The 20,055-nt window shown below is 62.8% G+C and carries 19 protein-coding genes and 1 pseudogene; 11 read left to right on the top strand and 9 right to left on the bottom strand.

The genetic code is table 11. The annotated features are described in order from the left end of the window. Positions 1–14 precede the first annotated feature (14 nt). A complete protein-coding gene (locus SJ05684_RS13850) occupies positions 15–908 on the bottom strand; it encodes a LysR family transcriptional regulator (protein ID WP_034855758.1) in 894 nt (297 codons plus the stop codon). A gap of 602 nt (positions 909–1,510) precedes the next feature. On the opposite strand from SJ05684_RS13850, the gene odc2 reads away from it, so the two are divergent. Next, positions 1,511–2,644 (top strand): ornithine/lysine decarboxylase, encoded by a 1,134-nt coding sequence (gene odc2, locus SJ05684_RS13845; protein ID WP_034855789.1) that lies wholly within the window; start codon positions 1,511–1,513, stop codon positions 2,642–2,644. A gap of 91 nt (positions 2,645–2,735) precedes the next feature. Continuing rightward, positions 2,736–3,317: pseudogene (locus SJ05684_RS13840) on the top strand (GNAT family N-acetyltransferase); the annotation flags it as partial. 98 nt (positions 3,318–3,415) lie between these two features. Here SJ05684_RS13840 and SJ05684_RS13835 read toward each other — a convergent pair. Beyond that, the gene (locus SJ05684_RS13835; protein ID WP_034855756.1) at positions 3,416–4,048 is read right to left on the bottom strand and encodes a LysE family translocator; all 633 of its coding nucleotides are present in this window, start codon (positions 4,046–4,048) and stop codon (positions 3,416–3,418) included. Positions 4,049–4,312: 264 nt separating this feature from the next. On the opposite strand from SJ05684_RS13835, the gene SJ05684_RS13830 reads away from it, so the two are divergent. After that, positions 4,313–4,759 carry a glyoxalase superfamily protein gene (locus SJ05684_RS13830; protein WP_034855753.1) on the top strand — a complete coding sequence of 149 codons (447 nt, stop codon included), beginning with the start codon at positions 4,313–4,315 and terminating at the stop codon, positions 4,757–4,759. A 130-nt stretch (positions 4,760–4,889) separates the two neighbouring features. Here SJ05684_RS13830 and SJ05684_RS13825 read toward each other — a convergent pair whose 3' ends face one another. The 3 genes from SJ05684_RS13825 to SJ05684_RS13815 form a co-directional block, all read right to left on the bottom strand. Then, positions 4,890–5,879 (bottom strand): WD40 repeat domain-containing protein, encoded by a 990-nt coding sequence (locus tag SJ05684_RS13825; RefSeq protein WP_034855750.1) that lies wholly within the window; start codon positions 5,877–5,879, stop codon positions 4,890–4,892. A 64-nt stretch (positions 5,880–5,943) separates the two neighbouring features. Continuing rightward, positions 5,944–7,062, bottom strand: a complete 1,119-nt coding sequence (locus tag SJ05684_RS13820; protein ID WP_034855748.1) for a CobW family GTP-binding protein — start codon at positions 7,060–7,062, stop codon at positions 5,944–5,946. 120 nt (positions 7,063–7,182) lie between these two features. Beyond that, positions 7,183–7,974 (bottom strand): creatininase family protein, encoded by a 792-nt coding sequence (locus SJ05684_RS13815; RefSeq protein ID WP_034855746.1) that lies wholly within the window; start codon positions 7,972–7,974, stop codon positions 7,183–7,185. A 112-nt stretch (positions 7,975–8,086) separates the two neighbouring features. Between SJ05684_RS13815 and SJ05684_RS13810 the strand changes: the two genes are divergently transcribed. The 3 genes from SJ05684_RS13810 (at position 8,087) to SJ05684_RS13800 (ending at position 10,738) form a co-directional block, all read left to right on the top strand. Beyond that, positions 8,087–8,587: a MarR family winged helix-turn-helix transcriptional regulator gene (locus SJ05684_RS13810; RefSeq protein WP_034855745.1), complete on the top strand. Its 501-nt coding sequence runs from the start codon at positions 8,087–8,089 to the stop codon at positions 8,585–8,587. 93 nt (positions 8,588–8,680) lie between these two features. Next, a complete protein-coding gene (locus SJ05684_RS13805; protein WP_034855785.1) occupies positions 8,681–9,703 on the top strand; it encodes a LacI family DNA-binding transcriptional regulator in 1,023 nt (340 codons plus the stop codon). A 72-nt stretch (positions 9,704–9,775) separates the two neighbouring features. After that, positions 9,776–10,738, top strand: a complete 963-nt coding sequence (locus SJ05684_RS13800; RefSeq protein ID WP_034855744.1) for a 2-hydroxyacid dehydrogenase — start codon at positions 9,776–9,778, stop codon at positions 10,736–10,738. A 2-nt stretch (positions 10,739–10,740) separates the two neighbouring features. Here the strand turns inward: SJ05684_RS13800 and SJ05684_RS13795 are convergent, their stop codons facing one another. Next, positions 10,741–11,496 (bottom strand): gamma-glutamyl-gamma-aminobutyrate hydrolase family protein, encoded by a 756-nt coding sequence (locus SJ05684_RS13795; protein WP_034855783.1) that lies wholly within the window; start codon positions 11,494–11,496, stop codon positions 10,741–10,743. Positions 11,497–12,084: 588 nt separating this feature from the next. Here SJ05684_RS13795 and SJ05684_RS13785 point away from each other — a divergent pair. From SJ05684_RS13785 to SJ05684_RS13770, 4 genes are all read left to right on the top strand, one after another. Further along, positions 12,085–12,309, top strand: coding sequence for an aa3-type cytochrome c oxidase subunit IV (locus SJ05684_RS13785; RefSeq protein ID WP_034855742.1), 225 nt, complete (start codon positions 12,085–12,087; stop codon positions 12,307–12,309). Between the two features lie 298 nt (positions 12,310–12,607). Then, positions 12,608–13,756 (top strand): Re/Si-specific NAD(P)(+) transhydrogenase subunit alpha, encoded by a 1,149-nt coding sequence (locus SJ05684_RS13780; protein WP_095694272.1) that lies wholly within the window; start codon positions 12,608–12,610, stop codon positions 13,754–13,756. Beyond that, positions 13,756–14,166: an NAD(P) transhydrogenase subunit alpha part 2 gene (locus tag SJ05684_RS13775; RefSeq protein WP_015887714.1), complete on the top strand. Its 411-nt coding sequence runs from the start codon at positions 13,756–13,758 to the stop codon at positions 14,164–14,166. The genes SJ05684_RS13780 and SJ05684_RS13775 overlap by 1 nt, the downstream gene beginning before the upstream one ends. Positions 14,167–14,176: 10 nt before the next feature. Then, entirely contained in the window at positions 14,177–15,577 is a 1,401-nt protein-coding gene (locus SJ05684_RS13770) for an NAD(P)(+) transhydrogenase (Re/Si-specific) subunit beta (RefSeq protein WP_095694271.1), read from the top strand. Positions 15,578–15,666: 89 nt separating this feature from the next. Here SJ05684_RS13770 and SJ05684_RS13765 read toward each other — a convergent pair whose 3' ends face one another. From SJ05684_RS13765 to rpsU, 3 genes are all read right to left on the bottom strand, one after another. After that, positions 15,667–16,887, bottom strand: a complete 1,221-nt coding sequence (locus SJ05684_RS13765; protein WP_034854960.1) for an adenylate/guanylate cyclase domain-containing protein — start codon at positions 16,885–16,887, stop codon at positions 15,667–15,669. A 227-nt stretch (positions 16,888–17,114) separates the two neighbouring features. Beyond that, on the bottom strand, positions 17,115–18,005 hold the full coding sequence (locus tag SJ05684_RS13760) for a tetratricopeptide repeat protein (protein WP_034854961.1): 891 nt from the start codon (positions 18,003–18,005) through the stop codon (positions 17,115–17,117). Between the two features lie 248 nt (positions 18,006–18,253). Further along, on the bottom strand, positions 18,254–18,466 hold the full coding sequence (gene rpsU / locus SJ05684_RS13755) for a 30S ribosomal protein S21 (protein WP_012709405.1): 213 nt from the start codon (positions 18,464–18,466) through the stop codon (positions 18,254–18,256). A gap of 326 nt (positions 18,467–18,792) precedes the next feature. Here rpsU and SJ05684_RS13750 point away from each other — a divergent pair, with 326 nt between their 5' ends. Further along, positions 18,793–20,046: a sarcosine oxidase subunit beta family protein gene (locus SJ05684_RS13750; protein ID WP_034854962.1), complete on the top strand. Its 1,254-nt coding sequence runs from the start codon at positions 18,793–18,795 to the stop codon at positions 20,044–20,046. The last annotated feature ends 9 nt before the right edge of the window (positions 20,047–20,055 follow it).

Below are 20,055 nucleotides of genomic sequence, written 5' to 3'. Positions count from 1 at the left end.
GCAAAAGTCGCAGCTCAACTCGGTTTGCGGAACCAGCCGTGCAAAAAATCGACGAAGGTACGCACCTTTGCCGGTAGGTAACGTCGATGCGGGTAGATCGCGTAAATGCCGCGATCCTTGGGCAAAAAATCGTCGAACAGGGACACGAGCTCGCCCGATTGAACTTTCGGCCGGGCGATGAAATCCGGCACAGCGGCAACGCCCAGGCCGGCCGCGGCCGCCCGCAGGGTGGCAAGCGGACTGTTGACCTCGATCGGCCCGCGCACCGGAACGGTGAAGGAGGAACCGTCCGCCTCGACGAACCGCCAATTCGAATAGGAGCGGCCGTTAGTGTCGAGGATGCACGCGGCCTTCGAAAGCTCGCTCGGATGATTGAGCGTGCCGTTTTTTGCCATGTATTCCGGCGAGGCGCAGATAACGACCTGGAAATCGTCGAGCTTGCGCGCAATCAGCGTCGAATCCTCGAGCCGGGTGATCCGGATCGCCACGTCGAAGCCTTCTTCGACGAGATCGACGAATCGGTCGTCGGAGACGATATCCAGGGACAATTCCGGGTGCTCGCTGCCGAAGTCGATCAGCGATTGGCCGATCTCCGCATCGAGGAAGGAGCGCGGTACGGTGATCCTCAGCCGGCCGCGCAGGTCGGAATTGTTGGCGCGGACGAGATCTGCGAGATTGTCGATTTCCTTGAGGATCTCCGAGGCGCTGCGGTAATAGGTATGGCCGGCCTCGGTCAGCGAGAATTGCCGCGTTGTGCGGTTGAGGAGAAGGGCACCGAGTTGATCTTCGAGTTCCCGCACATATTTCGAAAGCAGCGCCTTGGACTTGCCGACCCGCCGGGCGGCGGCCGAGAAACCCTCCGCATCCACGACGTCGATGAAGGCGCGGATTCGGGTCAAGGTGTCCATAACTCGTCTTTCTCGTCGCGCCGCGCCGGCCTTCGAAGTCGCCCGCGGTACCCGCATTCTTCGGCGTCTTTGCAGCAATCGCGACAGCCCGAAACGCGTTCAGTCAAACTGAACACTGGCGGTGGCGCCCGGTCCAGAAAAAATTACAGGGCGAGCGGAAAAAACTCTTGATTACGGCAGTGATTTTTCTTACCTACGCCCTTGCCCAAAGTCGCACGTGCCTGTGGGTGTCCGCCGACCCTCGATTAGGTGAGGGTATCGGTAAGGTACCTGGAACTAACCCCTCCAGTCGCTATTCCGGCCAACCGGGAAATGCGAGGACATCTTGAAGCAACGACGGTGCGGGCCTTTCTGGTGTCTGCCGGCTCTCCAACAGCCGGGGTTACTGAAGAGGCACACCTTCATTGCCGGAAGTGCGGTTGGGATATTCCCTCCAATCCATGGCAGACAAAGCCGAGTCTTAGCCTTCGCGGGCTTCGATTCATCGTTCGCGCATTGAGCGCATGCATGGTTCCGGGGTCTCCACCGGCTGGTGCCAGTGCAAGCGCGCATGCCCTTTGTCCTCCACTCAGGTGGAGCTAATGGATCAGGGGAATATCGCCATGACCACGGCACGCATCATCGACTTTCTGAACACCCGACGTCCGGAAGGCCCTTGCCTCGTCGTCGATCTCGACGTCGTGCGCGATAATTTCAAGGCCTTCCGCCATGCGCTGCCGGACAGCGCGATCTACTACGCCGTCAAGGCCAACCCGGCGCCGGAAATCCTGCGCCTTCTCGCCGGACTCGGCTCCAATTTCGATTGCGCGTCCGTCGCCGAAATCGAAATGGCGCTCGATGCCGGCGCGACCCCGAGCCGCGTCTCTTACGGCAACACCATCAAGAAGGAGCGCGATATCGCCCGCGCCCATGCGCTTGGGGTCAACCTCTTCGCGGTCGACAGCCACGAGGAAGCGGAAAAGATTGCGCGTGCCGCTCCCGGCGCCCGCGTCTTCTGCCGCGTCCTGACGGACGGCGAAGGAGCCGAGTGGCCGCTGTCGCGCAAATTCGGCTGCGTACCGCAAATGGCCGTCGACGTGCTCGTCTATGCCCATCAACTCGGCCTCGTCTCCTATGGCGTGTCGTTCCATGTCGGCTCGCAGATGACGAAGCTCGACGCCTGGGATTCGGCCCTTGCCGATGCCAAGCGCGTCTTCGTCCAGCTTGCCAAGCAGGGCATCGAGCTCAAGATGGTCAATATGGGCGGCGGCTTTCCGACGAAGTACCTCAGGGACGTTCCGTCGGCCGAAGCCTATGGCCAGGCGATCTTCGGTGCGCTTAAGAAGCACTTCGGCAACAACATCCCGGAGACCATCATCGAGCCGGGCCGCGGCATGGTCGGCAATGCCGGCGTGATCAAGGCGGAAGTCGTTCTCGTCTCGAAGAAGTCGGATAACGACAATCACCGCTGGGTCTTCCTCGACATCGGCAAGTTCGGCGGTCTTGCCGAGACGATGGACGAGGCTATCCGCTATCCGATCCGCACGGCGCGCGATGGCGACGCGATGGAGCCCTGCGTGCTCGCCGGCCCGACCTGCGACTCGGCCGACGTGCTCTACGAGAAGAATATGTATCCGCTGCCGATCTCGCTGACGATCGGCGATGAGGTTCTGATCGAAGGCACCGGGGCCTACACGACTACCTACTCGGCCGTCGCCTTCAATGGCTTCGAGCCGCTGAAGGCTTACGTAATCTGATCCGGCACGCTCCCGCCTCCAAAAGTGGGAGCGGCCACTTCACAATTTATCTCCGGTCCGCCTGAAGCGGTTTTGATGACGGGAGGCCCCGATGGCCGCTGTTGTTGACGCCCTCCGCGCGATCTTCGCGCCGTCCAACTTTGTGATCGATTCCGAAAGTGCCGGCGACGTCGTCGCGCGCGAAAGCCTGCTCGACCGGGCTATGGGCCCGGGCCGGCGCAAGAAGTCGTCGGAAAAGCTGCGGCGCGGCCGTCTGCCAGCCGAGGGCCTTGCCTTGGTCGCGCGTGACAACGGCCATGTGATCGGCACCGTCCGCCTCTGGAACGTCGAGGCCGGCGTCGACCGCGACGGACAGGCCGTGCCGGCTCTGCTGCTTGGCCCGCTCGCCGTAGATCCGGCGCATGAGGGCAAGGGTATCGGCGGCACGCTGATGCGCGCGGCCATTGAAGAGGCCAAGAAGCGCGGTCACGGCGCGATCCTGCTGGTGGGCGACGCCGACTATTACGAGCGCTTCGGCTTCTTCGCGGAGCGGGCGCGGCACCTCGTGATGCCCGGACCCTTCGAGCGCAACCGTTTCCTGGCGCTCGAGCTCAAGCAAGGCTGGCTTGACGGTGCGGCCGGCATGCTGGTCGCCAGCGGCCGCAAGCTGGCACTGCCGCCGCTCTCAAGCGCGCCGCATGACATTTTCTCGCCTTTCACCCTGGGGCGATTATCAACGGCGCTCCTGTGCCTTGCGGGCTCCTGGGCGCCGCTTGCTTTTGGCGTAGCCGTTTACGAGGCGGCCCGCCGATAGAATGCCAACGATCCGGCAAGCGCCAGAAGCGCGCCGCCGCATATTCGGTCGAGCCAGATGGCGCCGGAGCGTTTCAGGAACCGGACGGCCTGAGAGCCAACGACGGCATAGCCGAACATCACCAGGAAATCGATCGAGGCGAAGACGAAGGCAAGCATCGCATATTGCGACGCTTGCGGCATTGCGGGATCGATGAACTGCGGCAGGAACGCGGAAAAGAAGAGATAGCCCTTGGGATTGGTCACGGCGACTAGGAAGCTCTTGAGGAAGATCGCGCGCGGCGTGCTCGCCGATACGTTGGGTGTCCCGGCCGCGACATCGAGCGTGCCTTTGGATCGCAGCAACATGACGCCCAGATAAGCGAGATAGGCGGCGCCCAGCCACTTGACCGCTGTGAACCAGAACTCGGATGCGGCGAGCAGCGCGCCAAGCCCGAGCGCCACGGTGCCGATCAGCACGAAATCGGAGAAAACGGCGCCCACCATGCCTGCCGCCGCTTTCTTCAACCCATGGCGCGCGCCATTGGTGAGCGCTAAGAGAACCGTAGGGCCCGGGGTCGCGATGCCGATAAAGGCGACGAGGGCGAATGCGAAAAGAGTGACGTCGCTCATGACATGCTCCCTTGTGGAGCCCAGTCGTCACACAACTTTCAGGCTTGTGCAAGCGAGGCGCTTGGCGAAATAGAGCAGAAGCGCCTGTTTGACAGCCGACGCGGCTTCTCCTATGAACGCAGCGGGCGAGGGCCCCTGCCGTCCGCGAGCGTCAAGCTTTTGGTGAAGCCCTCTTCTCTGGACACGGTAACGCTTCAGGCATGCGAACCGATGGCAATGCGGACCCCATCCAGACGAGCGCATGCCGCAGCAGGAGACCCTGTCATGACGCATGGATCGCGGACGCTTCCATCACTCCACATGTTAAAAGATCAGGCGAAGCACTTGCGCGCCCTGCTCGCTGCCGCAGGCAATGAGATCGGGCATTCGAGATCGCTAGAACTGATCGCCGCCCACTACGGCTATCGCGACTGGAACGCGCTTCACGCCGCAGCCGGCGACCGGCCGGCGTTCAGGCCATGTATGCTTGGCTCTCGAGTTAGGGGCCATTATCTCGGCCAAGCCTTCGAAGGCGAGATAATCTCTGCCCAGGCCTTGCGGGCGCAGCCAGGCCGCTATCGCTTGACGTTCCGGTTCGACGAGCCGGTCGACGTCGTGACGTTTGAGAGCTTTTCGGCTTTCCGCCAACGGGTGACCGCAACTGTCGACGAAACCGGAACGACGGTCGAGCGAACCTCGAACGGCCGGCCGCATCTGGAACTCGAGTGGTAGCGGGTGAGGGGCAGTAGATTACGGCAGATGGATCAGTGATCCATCCCCGCCGACGCGTATCCTGTCGACGCGCCGGCGCGCAACATCGCTGTCGGCGCGCCGGCAACCGTCAACAGACCGTTGTCACCCACTACCCAGCAATATCCACCACACCAGAATCACCAGCCGCCGAACCGAACGCGAGCTGGCGGCCGTTCTTATTCCAGGCCATGGCGGTGATGGCGCCCTTGCCGGGGCGGCGCAGCAGCACTTCCTTGCTGTCGGCGAAGCGGGCGGCGATGACCATCCCGTCCTCATAGCCGATCGCGACGATGTCTTCCGCCGGGTGGCAGGCGACCGCCGTCACCATGGTGTTGCCGCGGGTCCCCAGTTCGAGCGGCGCCTTGCCCATGGGCCCGTCCTTGCCCTGGAAGGGCCAGACGATCGCCGCCGGCGCGCCGGATGAAGCAAGCCACTTGCCTTTGGCGGACCAGGAAAGCGATTTCACCTTGGCGGGATAGCCGGTCATGCGCATGTGCCGCGCGTCGGCACCGGGTTTCGTGTCGAGCTTCCAGCCATGCAGGGCGTTTTCCTGCATCGAGGTGACGACGAAGCGTCCGTCGGGAGAGAAGGTGACGCTCGTATGGGCACCCTTCCATTCGAGGTCGACGGCTTTCCCGGCCATCGCCACCCAGTGCAGCGAGACGCCGTTGTAGCGCGCAACCGCGATGCGCAACCCCTTGGGAGCAAAGGCAATGCCCTCGACGGTGCGCTCCTCGGCGAATTCCTTTGTCGTGCCGTCGGCAAGGCGGACATAGGTGGTTTTGCCGAAGGCGTATGCGACCGCGCCTTGAGGCCCGGCCGCGACCTCGGAGATCCACTTGCGCGGCGTTTCGGCGACGAGGCTCGCCGTCCCGTCGGCCAGGAGGCGCATCACCTTGCCGTCTTCGCCGCCGGTCAGAAGCGTTTCGCTCGCTTCGTCATAGGCAAGCGACAACAGGCCGTCATGCGCTTCCGTCGTCCTGTGGCCGTGATCAAGCCGGTGAATGGCGCCGGCGGCCCCGGCGAAGAAGGGGATGTCTTTCAAAAAGGCCACGCCGACGATGTGGCCTTCGAGATCGAGCGGTGCGACGGTCGGCATCAGTTGGGCAGGCTCTCTCGTTTCAGCTTGATGTCATTCGAAATCCGGCAAATCCCGCTGGCGATCATGCCTGGGCTTCGCAGGCCTTGAAGGTGCGCTCGAGCATCTCGCGGTCGAGATCACGGCCGATAAAGACGAGGCGGCTCTCGCGCTTCTCGTCCTCCTTCCAGGGGCGCTGGTGGTCGCCCTCGATGATCATGTGCACGCCCTGGACCACATAGCGCTGAGCGTCGCCCGCAAAGGCGATGATGCCTTTGAGGCGCAATATGTTCGGACCCTGCGTCTGGGTGACCTTCTGGATCCAAGGGAAGAAGCGCTCCGGGATCATCTCGCCGCCGCGTAGCGAGATCGATTGCACCGTCACGTCATGGATCGGCGACGGTCCGTGGTGATGGTGGTGGTGACCATGGTCGTGATCATGATGGTCGTGATGATCATGATGATCATGATGATCATGATGATCATGATGGGGGTGGTGATCGTGATCGCAGTCGGGGCCGCAGACGTGGTCGTCATGCTGGTCCTGATCGAGGAAGTGCGGATCGTTTTCGAGCGCCTTCTCGAGATTGAAGGCGCCCTGGTCGAGGACCTTGGTCAGCTCAATTTCTGAGCGCTGGGTCCGGTAGATACGGGCGGACGGGTTGATCACACGCACCGTCGCCTCAATCCGGTCGAGTTCTTCGGGCGTGACGAGATCCGTCTTGTTGAGCAGCACGACATCGGCAAATGCAATCTGGTCTTCCGCCTCCCGGCTGTCCTTCAGTCGGAGCGGCAGGTGCTTGGCGTCGACCAGCGCCACGACGGCGTCGAGCTCGGTCTTGGCCCGCACGTCATCGTCCATAAAGAAGGTTTGGGCGACCGGCACCGGATCGGCAAGCCCGGTGGTCTCGACGATGATGGCATCGAAACGGCCGGGACGGCGCATCAGCCCTTCGACCACCCGGATCAGGTCGCCGCGGACCGTGCAGCAGACGCAGCCATTGTTCATCTCGTAGATTTCCTCGTCGGACTCGACGATGAGGTCGTTGTCGATGCCGATCTCGCCGAATTCGTTGACGATGACCGCATAGCGGCGGCCATGATTCTCGCTCAAGATGCGGTTGAGGAGCGTCGTCTTGCCGGCGCCGAGATAACCCGTGAGCACGGTGACGGGGATCGGCTTCTGCGTCGATGTTTCGGTCATGGGGGCCTCGAGGATTGGCGATGCGCGCAGCTATCTAAAGTGTTGGCGTCTCATATAGGAGATGGCGGAGCGAAGCGCAAATGGCCCGACTTTCGTCGGCACCCAGCGCAGGCGACGCGATCAGGAAAGGTCGTCAGCGTCGAAGGCCTGAACGTCCTGAAGCAACTCGACGATGCCCTTCACCGCGTGGGCGATGAGGGTTTTGCCGCGCTCCGCCGTGGCGGCGGCGGCATTGCCGGCGGCACCTTCGGGATTAAGGTCCGACATCTTCCAGCCGAAGGCATGCGGACCATAGGCGCGCAGATGCCGGAAGCGGCGGGCGAACTCGCTCTGGCGCGAGTGGAAATGGCGGGCCTTCGCCATGTCCACCTTCTCGGGGTAAAGGGTCAGCATCGCCGAGGTCTCGATGTCGCCGCCGTGAATGTCGACCGCCTTGTCCTCAGGCCCGATCCAGCCTTCCGGCTGGCCGAAGCGGGTCCAGCTCGTCGCGACAGCGAGCATGTCGAAACGTATCCGCGCCTCGGTCGCGACGATCGTCGTCAGGGGAGAATTGCCGCCATGGGCATTCAGCATCACCAGCTTGCGGATGCCGAGGGCGGCAAGGTGTTCGGCGATGCCGAGCCAGCGCTCGATCGCTTCGCCGTAGGCGAGCGTCCGGGTCCCCGCCACGTCCATATGCTCGACCGAATAGCCGACCGGCTCGACCGGCAGAAATGTCGCCGGCAGATCCGCAGGCAGTGCCGCAATGACGCGCTCGACTATGCCTTCGGCGATCAGCCGGTCGGTTTCGAAGGGAAGATGGGGGCCATGCTGCTCCTCGGCGCCGAGCGGCAGGACGGCAATCCAATCGTGCCGCTCAACGGGCGAAAGTTCGGCTGGATTGTCCTCCCAGCGGGGCTTCGGCATCGACATATCTCTTCGGTCCTCAGCAGCGAATGTCGTAAAATTGTTATTTGAGTCATACAGTTCGTAATCACAAGCACTATTGTTATAAAGGTGGTGCAAGGGATTCGGCGGAGGTTCAATGGGCAAGAAGAGCAAAGCCGAAAAGAAGGGCAAGAACGGCAAGAGGAAGGATGAGCTTAACGCCGAAGTGCATGATCAGGATCTCGCTTCGGTGCTCGTCCAGGCTGCGCGCTCAATGCGTACCGTGCTATCCCGCAACCTGATCGAGAGCGGCCTTTATGCGGGGCAGGACGGCGTCATGCTGGCCCTTGGCGAAACCGACGGGCTGACCGCCGGGGCACTTGCCGCCAGGCTCGGGGTCAAAGCGCCGACCATGACGCGCACGATCGGCCGCATGGAAGCGCAGGGCTTCCTCGAACGTCGGCCGGACGAGGATGATGCGCGGCTGACCAAGGTCTATCTCACGGCTCCGGGGCGCGACCGGCTGCAAAGGATTGCCGAGGCCGGCCAGTACTCGGAGAGACTCGCCACCCGCGGGCTCACCGACAAACAGGTGCGCACGCTCCTGAAACTCCTGCGGATCGTCGACAGCAATCTGCAGGCGGCGCGAGCGGAGTGACGTTCAACCGTCTTCCCGATTGCAGCGATGATTTAAACAGTTTAAAGAGGGTTTAAAACGGGCTGGAACACATCATCAGGTACGGGGGGTATGGTGGCGCAAAAGGTCAAGCTTTCGACAATCGCGGAAACACTCGGCCTTTCGACGGCGACGGTATCCCTGGCATTGCGAGACAGCCCGCTTGTTGCGGCTGCAACGCGCGACAAGATCAAGGAGCAGGCGCGGGCTCTCGGCTATATCTACAATCGCCGCGCCGCCAGCCTTAGGACGTCACGCTCCGGCATCATCGGCGTCGTCGTGCATGACATAATGAACCCGTTTTACGGAGAAATCCTGAAGGCGATCGAGGCGGAGCTCGATCGCGACAAGCAGACTTTCATCCTTTCCAATCACTACGATTCCGTCGAGAAGCAGCGCGATTTCATCGAGACGCTGCTGCAACTCGGCGGCGATGGCGTCATCATGTCGCCGGCGATCGGCACGCCGCCGGAGGACATCCAGCTTGCCGAGGACAACGCCATGCCCGCAATCCTGATCGCACGCTCGATCGATGGGTTGGACGTGCCGATCTTCCGCGGTGACGACGCCTATGGCATCGCGCTTGCGACCAACCACCTGATCGGCCTCGGCCACCGCTGCATCGCCATGGTCGGCGGCACCGATCAGACCTCCACCGGGCGAGACCGTTACCAGGGCTATGTCAATGCGCTGCGCAAGGCCAATATCGACGTCGATCCGGATCTGCGCATTCCCGGCCCCCGTTCCAAGCAGGGCGGTTTTGAGGCGGCCGTGCATCTTCTGTCGCTGCCGCAAAAGCCGACGGCTGTCGTCTGCTGGAACGATCTCGTGGCGATCGGCATGATGAACGGCATCGCTCGCGCCGGCCTAGTGCCCGGCGTGGATATTTCAGTAACGGGCTATGACGATCTCGAGGAGGCGTCGATTGCCACGCCGGCGCTGACGACCGTGTGGAACGGCCAGGCCGAAGTCGGGCGTAGCGCCGCGCGCGCACTCTTGGACAAGCTCTCCGGCAGCCACGAGCCGGATGGAATCCATCTGATAAAGCCGGAAATGCGCATCCGCCAGTCAACCGGGCCTCTCCGCGTCATCGCTTGATCCTTACCGGTGTACTGGAGCAGGATGCGCTGCAACACGCACCGCACCGCTTCGCTTCGCAAAGGAACTTAGATGAGCCGTCCCCGAATTCTCGTTCCCGGCAAGGTCAATCCACGCATTCTCGAACGGCTGCCGGACATGTTCGAGACGGTGCTGATCGAACGTGCCGATCCGGCTCTGGTGCCGGCGGAGATGGCGGATGTCGTGGGCATTGCCGTTTCCGGTCGGCTGCCGACCGAATTGATGGATCGATTCCCCAGGCTTGAGATCATCGCCAATTTCGGGGTCGGCTATGACGGTGTCGATGTCGACCGCGCCGCCGCGCGTCGGATCGTCGTCACCAATACGCCGGACGTGCTGAACGAGGAAGTCGCCGACACGGCGATCGGCCTGCTGATCAATGCGGTCCGACGCCTGCCTCGGGCGGAACAATGGCTTCGGCAGGGCCGCTGGGCGCACGAAGGCGCCTTTCCGCTTTCGCCGTTGTCGCTTCGGGGACGAAAGGTCGGCCTCTACGGCCTTGGCAGAATAGGGCTCTCGATCGCCCGCAGGCTCGAGGCCTTCGGTCTGCCGATCGCCTATCACACGCGCAGCCGGCGCGAAGACATCGCCTTTCCGTATTACCCTAGCCTGGCAAGCCTTGCCGAGGCGGTCGATACGCTGATCGTGATCGTACCGGGAACGCCGAGTACGGCGAAGGCTGTCAATGCGGGGGTTCTCTCGGCGCTCGGTCCTAACGGCGTGGTGATTAATGTAGGCCGCGGCTCGACGGTCGACGAAGCCGCCCTCATCACGGCGCTTCAGGACGGCACGATTGCCGGCGCCGGACTCGACGTCTTCGAGAATGAGCCACATGTACCGGAAGCGCTCATCGCACTCCCGAACGTGTCGCTGCTGCCGCACGTGGCCTCCGCATCGGTGGTCACCCGCGGCGCCATGGCAGATCTGGTGGTCGACAATCTCGAGGCCTGGTTCACGCATGGAAGGGCCCTGACGCCCGTCGCCGAGACGCCGTTCGAGCGCAATTCCCGATAGACCTAGTTGCGCTTGTTTTCCCGGTAGGCGCGGACCGCGTCGCCGAAGGCCTTGAACAAGGCGGCCGACGGGGCGTCGGTCCTGACCCAATATTCCGGGTGCCATTGCACACCGACGGCAAAGGCTTTGGCGCCGATGACAGATACGGCTTCGATCGTGCCGTCCTCAGCCACCGCCTCGACGGCCAGGCGAGGCGCGGTGGCGGCAATCGCCTGGCGATGCAGTGAATTGACCCGGACCCGGCCGACGCCGAGGACGGGGGCGAGGCAGCTTCCCTCCTTGACGATCACGTCCTGCCGAATGCCATAGGCGACGTCGAGATCAGGCACGTCCGGCTTGCGGTGATCCCAGATACCCGGCTGCTCCTGAATTTCGGTCGCCAGCGTGCCGCCGAGGGCGACGTTGAGTTCCTGGACGCCGCGGCAGATGGCGAATAGCGGAATGCCGCGGTCGAGCGCGCGACGGATGAGCGGCAGGCTCGTCGCGTCGCGGCCCGGATCGAAGGGGCCATCCGCCTCTGTCGCCTCCCTGCCGTAAAGCGACGGATGGACATTGGAGCGGGCGCCGCTTGCAAGCACGCCGTCGACGCGGTCGAGAATCTCGTCGACGTCATTGCCGGATTCGAGCGCCGGGACTAGGAAGGGCATCACGCCGGCTCCTTCGACGGCCGCACGCACATATTGATGGGCAACCACATGCCAGACATTGCCGTCAAACTCGCGGAAGTCGGAGGGAATGGCAACGACAGGTTTCGACATCATCAGGCTCCGTCGATCTATTGCTGCATGTTCAGGGACAAAGCCATGCAAGCAATTCAAAGTGCTAAGCCGACCTTTGCGTGGTCTGAGGAAAACGCAGCTGAACGGTGGCGCCCCGTCCGTACCCGCTCCGGCTCATGCGAAAAGCCTTGGCGCCAGATACGCGTGAAAGTCAACTCCGGAGTATTACCGCATCGACCCGAATGCGGACCCTATTTTCCGGAGAGCCCGATGCGTAGATTTCGAGAAGTTGCAGCATCCCTTGTGCGTTCCGAGGGCCGCGCTGCGCTGAAAAGTGCCGTCTGCAGGCGCGGGGTCCGCCGGCTCCTGCCGGACGGCGACGGTCATATCGTGGTTGCCAACGAGCGCACCTGCGCGCTTCTCAAGCTCGGCGACAGGACGGAACTGACTGCGCTGAGCCTCAGCCATCGACCATGCAGCAGCCCAAGCGGAAGGGTTTTCGTTGCGAACACCCCGCGCATTGTGTATGCGGAAACCAAGGGGGTGTCCTGCGCGTTGCGCAGGTGCTCAATTCGTGGATCATGTGCCCGCCTATTGGCGGTGCCGCAGCATTCTGGAGTTTTGACGATGGCAGAGCATCATTCGGGACCGGCAGAGACGGGCGCTCCGATGGATTATTCCGAGCACGAGAAGACCTACAACCTCTTTCTCAACGCAACCAAGTACGGCACGCTGTTTTGCGTCGCACTGCTGATCGCCATGGCCGCTGGCTTCTTCACGACCATGGGCTTCTTCAGTTCCCTCATCCTTTTCATCCTCCTCAACGTCGCTGGCTATTTCTTCCTGCGCTAACACCTGCCTTGCCGAAGGCGGGAGGAGGATGCCCCGTCGCCGCTGCCGGAGGACTATCCGGTTTTCCCTCACCCTGTGAGGAGCATTGGTTTCGACGGCGGCCAAAACCGCCTTCGAGCGAAGAGTGTCCATCGCTACCAGCGCTGTGACACTTTTGAATGGTGGCGCATGGCTTTTGCTTGGATCGGGGGCGATCCGGCGAGACACGCGAGAGGGCGGACCGCTGCTGGCGACCCGCTCGGCAATCGATCTAGATGCCCGCCGTCCAGACCTAGTGCGGGCCGATGGAGGGGGACTATTGAGCGAGATCGTCTTTATAGCCAAGGAATCCGATCCGAATGAACCGCGCGTGGCGGGCTCGCCTGAGACGGTGAAGAAAATCCGATCGTTCGGCTTCGAGGTCGTCGTCGAAGCCGGTGCGGGCCTCAGTTCGCGCATTCCCGATGCGGAATACGAGAAGGCCGGTGCGCGGATCGGCACGGCGAAGGACGCCAAGAGTGCCGACGTCGTGCTGAAGGTGCGCCGCCCGACGGTGGCCGAGATCAAGGGCTACAAGGCGGGCGCGCTGGTCATTGCCATCATGGACCCCCATGGCAACGAGGAGGCGATCGCCGGGATGGCGAAGGCCGGGCTCACCGCGTTCGCCATGGAACTGATGCCGCGGATCACCCGGGCGCAATCGATGGACGTTCTGTCTTCCCAGGCGAACCTCGCCGGCTACCAGGCGGTGATCGACGCGGCCCATGAATACGACCGGGCGCTGCCGATGATGATGACGGCGGCCGGCACGGTGCCGGCGGCGAAGGTCTTCGTCATGGGCGCCGGCGTCGCCGGCCTGCAGGCGATCGCTACCGCCCGGCGCCTGGGTGCCATGGTGTCCGCCACCGACGTCCGTCCGGCCGCCAAGGAGCAGGTCGCCTCGCTTGGCGCCAAGTTCATCGCCGTCGAGGACGAGGAGTTCAAGGCGGCCGAGACCGCCGGCGGCTATGCCAAGGAAATGTCGAAGGAATACCAGGCCAAACAGGCGGCGCTCGTCGCCGAGCACATCGCCAAGCAGGACATCGTTATCACCACGGCGCTGATCCCGGGGCGGCCGGCGCCGCGGCTCGTCACGCGCGAGATGCTGAAATCCATGAAGCCCGGCTCGGTTGTCATCGACCTCGCCGTCGAGCGCGGCGGCAATGTCGAAGGCGCCGAAGCCGGCACGGTCGCGGAGGTGGAAGGCGTCAAGGTCGTCGGCCACCTCAACGTGCCTGGCCGCATCGCCGCCTCCGCCTCGCTTCTTTACGCCAAGAACCTCGTCACCTTCCTGGAGACGCTGGTCTCGAAGGAGGAAAAGCGGCTGGCTTTGAACATGGAGGACGAACTCGTCAAGGCGACGGCGCTGAGCCACGGCGGCACGGTCGTGCACCCGGCCTTCGACGGCGCGAAAGAGGGGAACAAGTGATGGCGAATGAACTCTTGGACAAGGCACTGACAGACCTCGAACGGGCGGTCGAGGCGGTCAGGACCGCCGCCGAATACGTGCCGGATGCGGCCGGGGCCGTTGCCCATGGCGCCACTGGCGGTGCGATCGATCCCTTCGTCTTCCGCCTGGCGATCTTCGTGCTGGCGATCTTCGTCGGCTACTACGTCGTCTGGTCGGTGACGCCGGCACTGCACACGCCCTTGATGGCGGTGACGAATGCGATCTCCTCGGTGATCGTCGTCGGCGCGCTGCTTGCCGTCGGTATCTCGGCCTCGGGGCTTGCCACCGGCTTCGGCTTCGTCGCGCTGGTGCTTGCTTCGGTCAACATCTTCGGCGGCTTCCTCGTCACCCAGCGCATGCTCGCCATGTACAAGAAGAAAGAAAAGTGAGGCGGGGCCAATGAACGCGAACTTTGCAGCCTTCCTCTATCTCGTCTCCGGCGTGCTGTTCATCATGGCGCTCCGGGGTCTGTCGCACCCGACCACCAGCCGCAAGGGCAATGCCTATGGCATGGTCGGCATGGCGATCGCCATCGTCACGACCCTCCTCTTGGCGCAGCCCTCGCTCGGCGGCTTCCTGCTGATCGTGCTCGGTCTCGCGCTCGGCGGCGGCGTCGGCGCCTATGTCGCCAAGCGCATCCCGATGACGGCGATGCCGCAGCTCGTCGCCGGCTTCCACTCGCTGGTCGGCCTTGCGGCGGTGCTGGTTGCCGCCGCCGCCCTCTACGCGCCGTCCTCCTTCGGCATCGGCGAGATCGGCGCGATCCATGCCCAGGCTCTGGTCGAGATGGCCCTCGGCGTCGCCATCGGCGCCATCACCTTCACCGGCTCGATCATCGCCTTCCTGAAGCTCGACGGCCGCATGTCCGGCAAGCCGATCCTCTTGCCCTACCGCCACCTGATCAATCTGGCGCTCGCGGCGCTTGTCGTCTTCTTCATCATCGGCCTGGCGCTGACCGAGAGCCACTTCAATTTCTGGGCGATCGTCCTCCTGTCGCTGGCGCTCGGCGTTTTGATCATCGTCCCGATCGGCGGCGCCGACATGCCGGTGGTGGTGTCGATGCTCAACTCCTATTCCGGCTGGGCGGCGGCCGGCATCGGCTTCACGCTCGGCAACCTGGCGCTGATCATCACCGGCGCCCTGGTCGGCTCCTCCGGTGCGATCCTCTCCTACATCATGTGCAAGGGCATGAACCGCTCCTTCGTCTCGGTTATCCTCGGCGGCTTCGGCGGCGAGACGGCTTCGGCCGGTGGCGACGACGGCGTTGAGAAGACGGTCAAGCAGGGCTCGGCCGACGATGCCGCCTTCCTGATGCAGAACGCCTCGAAGGTGATCATCGTGCCCGGCTACGGCATGGCGGTGGCGCAGGCCCAGCATGCGCTGAGAGAACTGGCGGACAAGCTCAAGGAGGCGGGCGTCGAGGTCAAATATGCGATCCATCCGGTCGCCGGCCGCATGCCGGGGCACATGAACGTGCTGCTCGCCGAGGCGAACGTGCCTTACGACGAGGTGTTCGAACTCGAGGACATCAATTCCGAGTTCGCGCAGGCCGACGTCGCCTATGTCATCGGCGCCAATGACGTCACCAACCCGGCGGCGCGCGACGACAAGACCTCGCCGATCTACGGCATGCCGATCCTCGACGTCGACAAGGCCAAGACCTGCCTGTTCGTCAAGCGCTCGCTCGGCTCCGGCTATGCCGGCATCGACAACACGCTGTTCTACAAGGACGGTACGATGATGCTGCTTGGCGACGCCAAGAAGGTCACCGAGGAGATCGTCAAGGCGATCAACCACTGAGAAGTCCTCAATCGAAAGACAAAATGCCCGCCTCACCGGCGGGCATTTGCGTTGGCGATCACAACTGCCGCGTGATTTGCAATCCGCAGTTACCCGCCCGTGGTCTCGGGATCCCAAGTGAACAATTCCTTCGCCCGGGCGATGCCGCGCAGGGCAAAGCGTCCCAATGACACGGCGTTGGCGCGGTGGACCGGCGGGCACGCCGCAATGAACTCGGACGACATGATCACCTGCCGCTCGACCGAACGGCACATGGCGACGATACGGCTCACCTCATTGACGGCCGGTCCGACAACGGTGAAGTCAAGTCGGTCCTGACTGCCGATATTGCCGTAGAAGACCTCGCCGATATGCAGGGCGAGCGAGACGTCGGTAACGGGCTTGCCCTCTTCAAGCCGTCGCGCATTGAGTTCAGTCAGCATGCGGCGCAACTGTCGCTCGGCGACGATTGCAGCGTTACAGGCATCAGCTGAGTCGCGGCCGTTGAAGATCGCGAGAACGCCGTCGCCGATCAGCTTCAGCACGCTGCCGCCATGGTCATGGATCGCGTCGATGACGGTGCCGGAGTAATCATTCAGAAAAGGAATGATCTCCTCAGGCGCAATGCTGTCGGATATCCGGGTGAAATGCCGCAGATCGGAAAACCACATGACCGCCTCAATGCGTTCGGCCGCGCCCCGCTCGATTCTGCCTTCGACGACGCGCCGGCCCGCATCCTCGCCGAGATAGACATCCGCAAGAGTGCCGATGATGCGCATGCAGGAGGCCGTCTTCACGGCAAGCGCGAGCGTCGGCACGAGGATCCTCAGCGAATCCACATCCTCGTCGCTGAAGCCCCGTTCGTTTTTCGTCGTCCAGTTGGAATAGAAGCAGTCCATCTCTCCGACGCGACCGCGATCGGTGAAATGATGTACGAAGCAAAGACAATCGGTTTGTCCCTCGGTTTTCAGCCTGTCCAGCGTTGTGAAGGGGACGTGCTGTTCGCGCGCGAGGCGGATACGTCGCTCCCATTGCTGTTGCTGCAGCATCTGGAAGAAGACCGAATGCTGCCAGTTCGCCAGGGCCTCCCCGCTGGTGGTCGAGCCGTAATGCAGGACCTCGGGGATTTCGTCCCTATCGCTGAACCACTGGAAGGCGCGTCCCTCGAATTCGGGATGAAGCGTATCGATGATCCCCAGTGCGCGATCGAGAGGAATGCCTGCAGCATGGCATTGGTCGCAGAACCCGGCAAGCAGGTCCTGTTCCTTCAGGCCTTGGATGCCCTGTTCCGACAGCCACCGAACAATGTCGCGGATCTGTTGCTCGTTCATGCTGTATCCCGTCGCCGCGGCTTTATCGACCCGGCAATCGCCGAGGGAAAAACACAGTGCCGCGCCGTGCTGCGGTGCGCAAGATCAAGCTGCTGCTGCATGTCTACTTTAGACCGACCTTGATTCAAGGAGACATGCAGCAATTCAAAGGTCGCTGTGTAGGACGGTGGGGCGAACCTGAACGCCCGCGGAGATGCCGCAGGCGTCGTGAGAACCACCGCTGAGGCTCAGGACATTGCCTTGACGCGGGCAAGACCGGCGCGGGCGGGCTCGTATTTGGGGTCGAGTTGCAGCGCGTGCGAGTAGGACTTCTGCGCCTTGGCTTTGTCACCGCGGCGCTCGTAGATGAGCGCCTGGTTCGCCCAGGACTCGGCCAGCTTGTTGTTGAGATTAATGGCGGTGTTGAAATCCGAGAAGGCATTCTCGTCGTCGCCCTGGGCGGCATAGGAGATGCCGCGACCATTGTAAGGCTCCGGAGAGCTGGGCGACAGCGAGATTGCCGTGGAGAAGTCCTCGATCGCTTGGGCATGCTGGTTGCGCGCCTGATAGATCAGGCCGCGATTGTGATAGGCGCGGGGATCCGTCGTGTCGAGCTGGATCGCGCTGTTGAAATCGTTGAAGGCCGCATCGAGCTGGCCGGCCTGGCGGTAGAGATTGCCGCGGCCGATAAAGGCGACGTCATAGCTCGGGTTGATTTGCAGCGACGCGTTGTAATCGGCGAGTGCCGCGTCCTGATTGCCCACATTGCGCTGGACGAGCGCACGGTTGGCATAGGCTTGGTAGAAGCGCGGATTGAGCTGGATCGCTTGGTCGAAATCGGCGAGCGCACGACGGAACTCGCCGGCGCGGCCGTAGGCGGACCCGCGCACATTGTATGCTTCCGGATCGCTGGGATTGGAAGCAATCACGCTCGAGAGCGAGGCAATGTTTTCTTCCGATCCCTGCGCTCGTTCCACTCGAATCATCGACTCGGGATTGTTCGTCGTCTGACAGCCGGCGACGAGCAGGGCCGAGCCGATGATCAGCATAGCGGCAAGCATCGGTTTGCGCTGGTGGCGGCGGCGCGCCTCTTGGATGGTGTGGCCGGAGACGTCCGCAGTCATGGCAGCAAGTTTCAAAGTCGATCCCCCAATGCGACAAGGTCCGAGTGGCTTTCCGTAGACGGAGAGCGGCGAAGGCGCCGGGTCCCGCGCCGGGGCTCGTCAATGTCCCCGGAGAACCGGCCTGTTCTTTCCGGGCGGTTGGCCGTCGCCAGTTTATGCAGCCAGGCTAGACTGCCGACGGACAAGGTGTCCATGTAAAAAAGGCGGCGGCGATAACTCGCCCCCGCCACGATTTACATCGGAAAGCGTCGAAAAAACGACGATCAGCGGGCCAGAAGGCCTTCACGCTGTGCGCGCTTGCGAGCCAGCTTGCGGACGCGGCGAACGGCTTCAGCCTTTTCGCGCGCACGCTTCTGGGACGGCTTTTCGTAGAAGTCACGCATCTTCATTTCGCGGAAAATGCCTTCGCGCTGCATCTTCTTCTTGAGAGCGCGGAGCGCCTGGTCGACATTGTTATCGCGGACAAGTACCTGCACGTGAATCCCGTTCCTTTGTTTGGCGTTGTCAGCCTCACCATATGGGAGGCAAAGAGTCTGCGTTCGCTGGGCCGGAGCTTTTGCGATTAAAGGAGCGGATATCAGATCGCGGGCGGAAAGTCCAGCGCGAGATCGTTTGCACCGGCAAAATTCGGTCGGGAGCGCGATGTGCCGGCGGGCAACGCAGCCACAAAAGGCGCCACCCCATGTCGCAGTTCCGTCCAAGTCCGTCGGATCGCGTCGCAAAAGAAACGTTGCGCAGCCCTCGGATTTGCGATTTCTAACGGCAACGGAAGGTTTACCCAGGTTCATGGAGTAGCAGGCGGATGCGCAAATATTCTGTTTTTGCCGTGGCGCGCGAGGCGATGCGCGGCCACAAGGGCTGGGGGCCGCATTGGGCCTCGCCGGAGCCGCGCAAGCAATATGATGTGATCATCATCGGTGGCGGCGGCCATGGCCTCGGCGCCGCCTACTATCTGGCGAAAGAGCATGGCATCACCAATGTCGCTGTGCTCGAGAAGGGTTGGATCGGCGGCGGCAATACCGGCCGCAACACGACGATCATCCGGTCCAACTATCTCTATGAAGAGAGCATGGACATCTATGAGCATTCGCTGAAGCTCTGGGAAAACCTGTCGCAGGACCTCAATTACAACGTCATGTACTCGCCACGCGGCGTGATGATGCTGTCGCACAACATTCACGACCAGCAGTCCTTCAAACGCCACATCAACGCCAACCGGCTCTACGGGATCGACAATGAGTGGCTGACGCCGGAACAGGCAAAGGCCTATTGTCCGCCGCTCGATATTGCCAAGACGGCCCGCTATCCGATCAACGGTGCAGCATTGCAGCGGCGCGGCGGTACGGCGCGCCACGATGCGGTCGCATGGGGCTATGCCCGCGCGGCCTCCGACCGCGGCGTACACATCATCCAGAACTGCGAGGTGACCGGCATTCGCCGTGACGAGACCGGGCGCGTCACCGGCGTCGACACCAATCGCGGCTTTATCGGCGCGAAGAAGGTCGGCATCTCCGCTGCCGGCCATACGTCGACCTTGATGCGGATGGTGGATGTGCGCACGCCGCTGCAGAGCCAGCCGCTGCAGGCGCTCGTATCCGAGCCGCTGAAGCCGATCTTTCCATGCGTGGTCATGTCCAACTCGGTGCATGCCTATATCTCGCAGTCGGACAAGGGCGAGTTCGTTATCGGCGCCGGCACCGATCAGTACAATTCCTATTCGCAGACCGGCGGCCTGCAGATCATCACCCATACGCTGGATGCGATCTGTGAACTCTTCCCGATGTTCCGCCGCGTCAAGATGATGCGGCAATGGGGTGGCATCGTAGACGTCACCCAGGACCGTTCGCCGATCCAGGGCGTGACGCCGGTGCCGGGTCTCTACCTAAACGCCGGCTGGGGAACGGGCGGCTTCAAGGCGACGCCGGGTTCGGCCAATCTCTTTGCCTATCTCATCGCGCGGGGCGAGCCGCACCGGCTCGCGGCGGGGCTGACGCTCGATCGCTTCCGCACCGGACGGCTCATCGACGAGGCGGCTGCCGCCGCCGTTGCGCACTGATGCGAGGAC

It is taken from the genome of Sinorhizobium sojae CCBAU 05684 (assembly GCF_002288525.1).
Lineage (GTDB): Bacteria > Pseudomonadota > Alphaproteobacteria > Rhizobiales > Rhizobiaceae > Sinorhizobium > Sinorhizobium sojae.
This window is presented reverse-complemented; position numbering and strand designations above follow the sequence as displayed.

What these genes read in the sequence shown, in the direction of transcription:
- SJ05684_RS13850 (WP_034855758.1), bottom strand. Translation starts at nt 908, where the DNA reads ATGGACACCTTGACCCGAATCCGCGCCTTCATCGACGTCGTGGATGCG.
- odc2 (WP_034855789.1), top strand. Translation starts at nt 1,511, where the DNA reads ATGACCACGGCACGCATCATCGACTTTCTGAACACCCGACGTCCGGAA.
- SJ05684_RS13835 (WP_034855756.1), bottom strand. Translation starts at nt 4,048, where the DNA reads ATGAGCGACGTCACTCTTTTCGCATTCGCCCTCGTCGCCTTTATCGGC.
- SJ05684_RS13830 (WP_034855753.1), top strand. Translation starts at nt 4,313, where the DNA reads ATGACGCATGGATCGCGGACGCTTCCATCACTCCACATGTTAAAAGAT.
- SJ05684_RS13825 (WP_034855750.1), bottom strand. Translation starts at nt 5,879, where the DNA reads ATGCCGACCGTCGCACCGCTCGATCTCGAAGGCCACATCGTCGGCGTG.
- SJ05684_RS13820 (WP_034855748.1), bottom strand. Translation starts at nt 7,062, where the DNA reads ATGACCGAAACATCGACGCAGAAGCCGATCCCCGTCACCGTGCTCACG.
- SJ05684_RS13815 (WP_034855746.1), bottom strand. Translation starts at nt 7,974, where the DNA reads ATGTCGATGCCGAAGCCCCGCTGGGAGGACAATCCAGCCGAACTTTCG.
- SJ05684_RS13810 (WP_034855745.1), top strand. Translation starts at nt 8,087, where the DNA reads ATGGGCAAGAAGAGCAAAGCCGAAAAGAAGGGCAAGAACGGCAAGAGG.
- SJ05684_RS13800 (WP_034855744.1), top strand. Translation starts at nt 9,776, where the DNA reads ATGAGCCGTCCCCGAATTCTCGTTCCCGGCAAGGTCAATCCACGCATT.
- SJ05684_RS13795 (WP_034855783.1), bottom strand. Translation starts at nt 11,496, where the DNA reads ATGTCGAAACCTGTCGTTGCCATTCCCTCCGACTTCCGCGAGTTTGAC.
- SJ05684_RS13785 (WP_034855742.1), top strand. Translation starts at nt 12,085, where the DNA reads ATGGCAGAGCATCATTCGGGACCGGCAGAGACGGGCGCTCCGATGGAT.
- SJ05684_RS13775 (WP_015887714.1), top strand. Translation starts at nt 13,756, where the DNA reads ATGGCGAATGAACTCTTGGACAAGGCACTGACAGACCTCGAACGGGCG.
- SJ05684_RS13770 (WP_095694271.1), top strand. Translation starts at nt 14,177, where the DNA reads ATGAACGCGAACTTTGCAGCCTTCCTCTATCTCGTCTCCGGCGTGCTG.
- SJ05684_RS13765 (WP_034854960.1), bottom strand. Translation starts at nt 16,887, where the DNA reads ATGAACGAGCAACAGATCCGCGACATTGTTCGGTGGCTGTCGGAACAG.
- SJ05684_RS13750 (WP_034854962.1), top strand. Translation starts at nt 18,793, where the DNA reads ATGCGCAAATATTCTGTTTTTGCCGTGGCGCGCGAGGCGATGCGCGGC.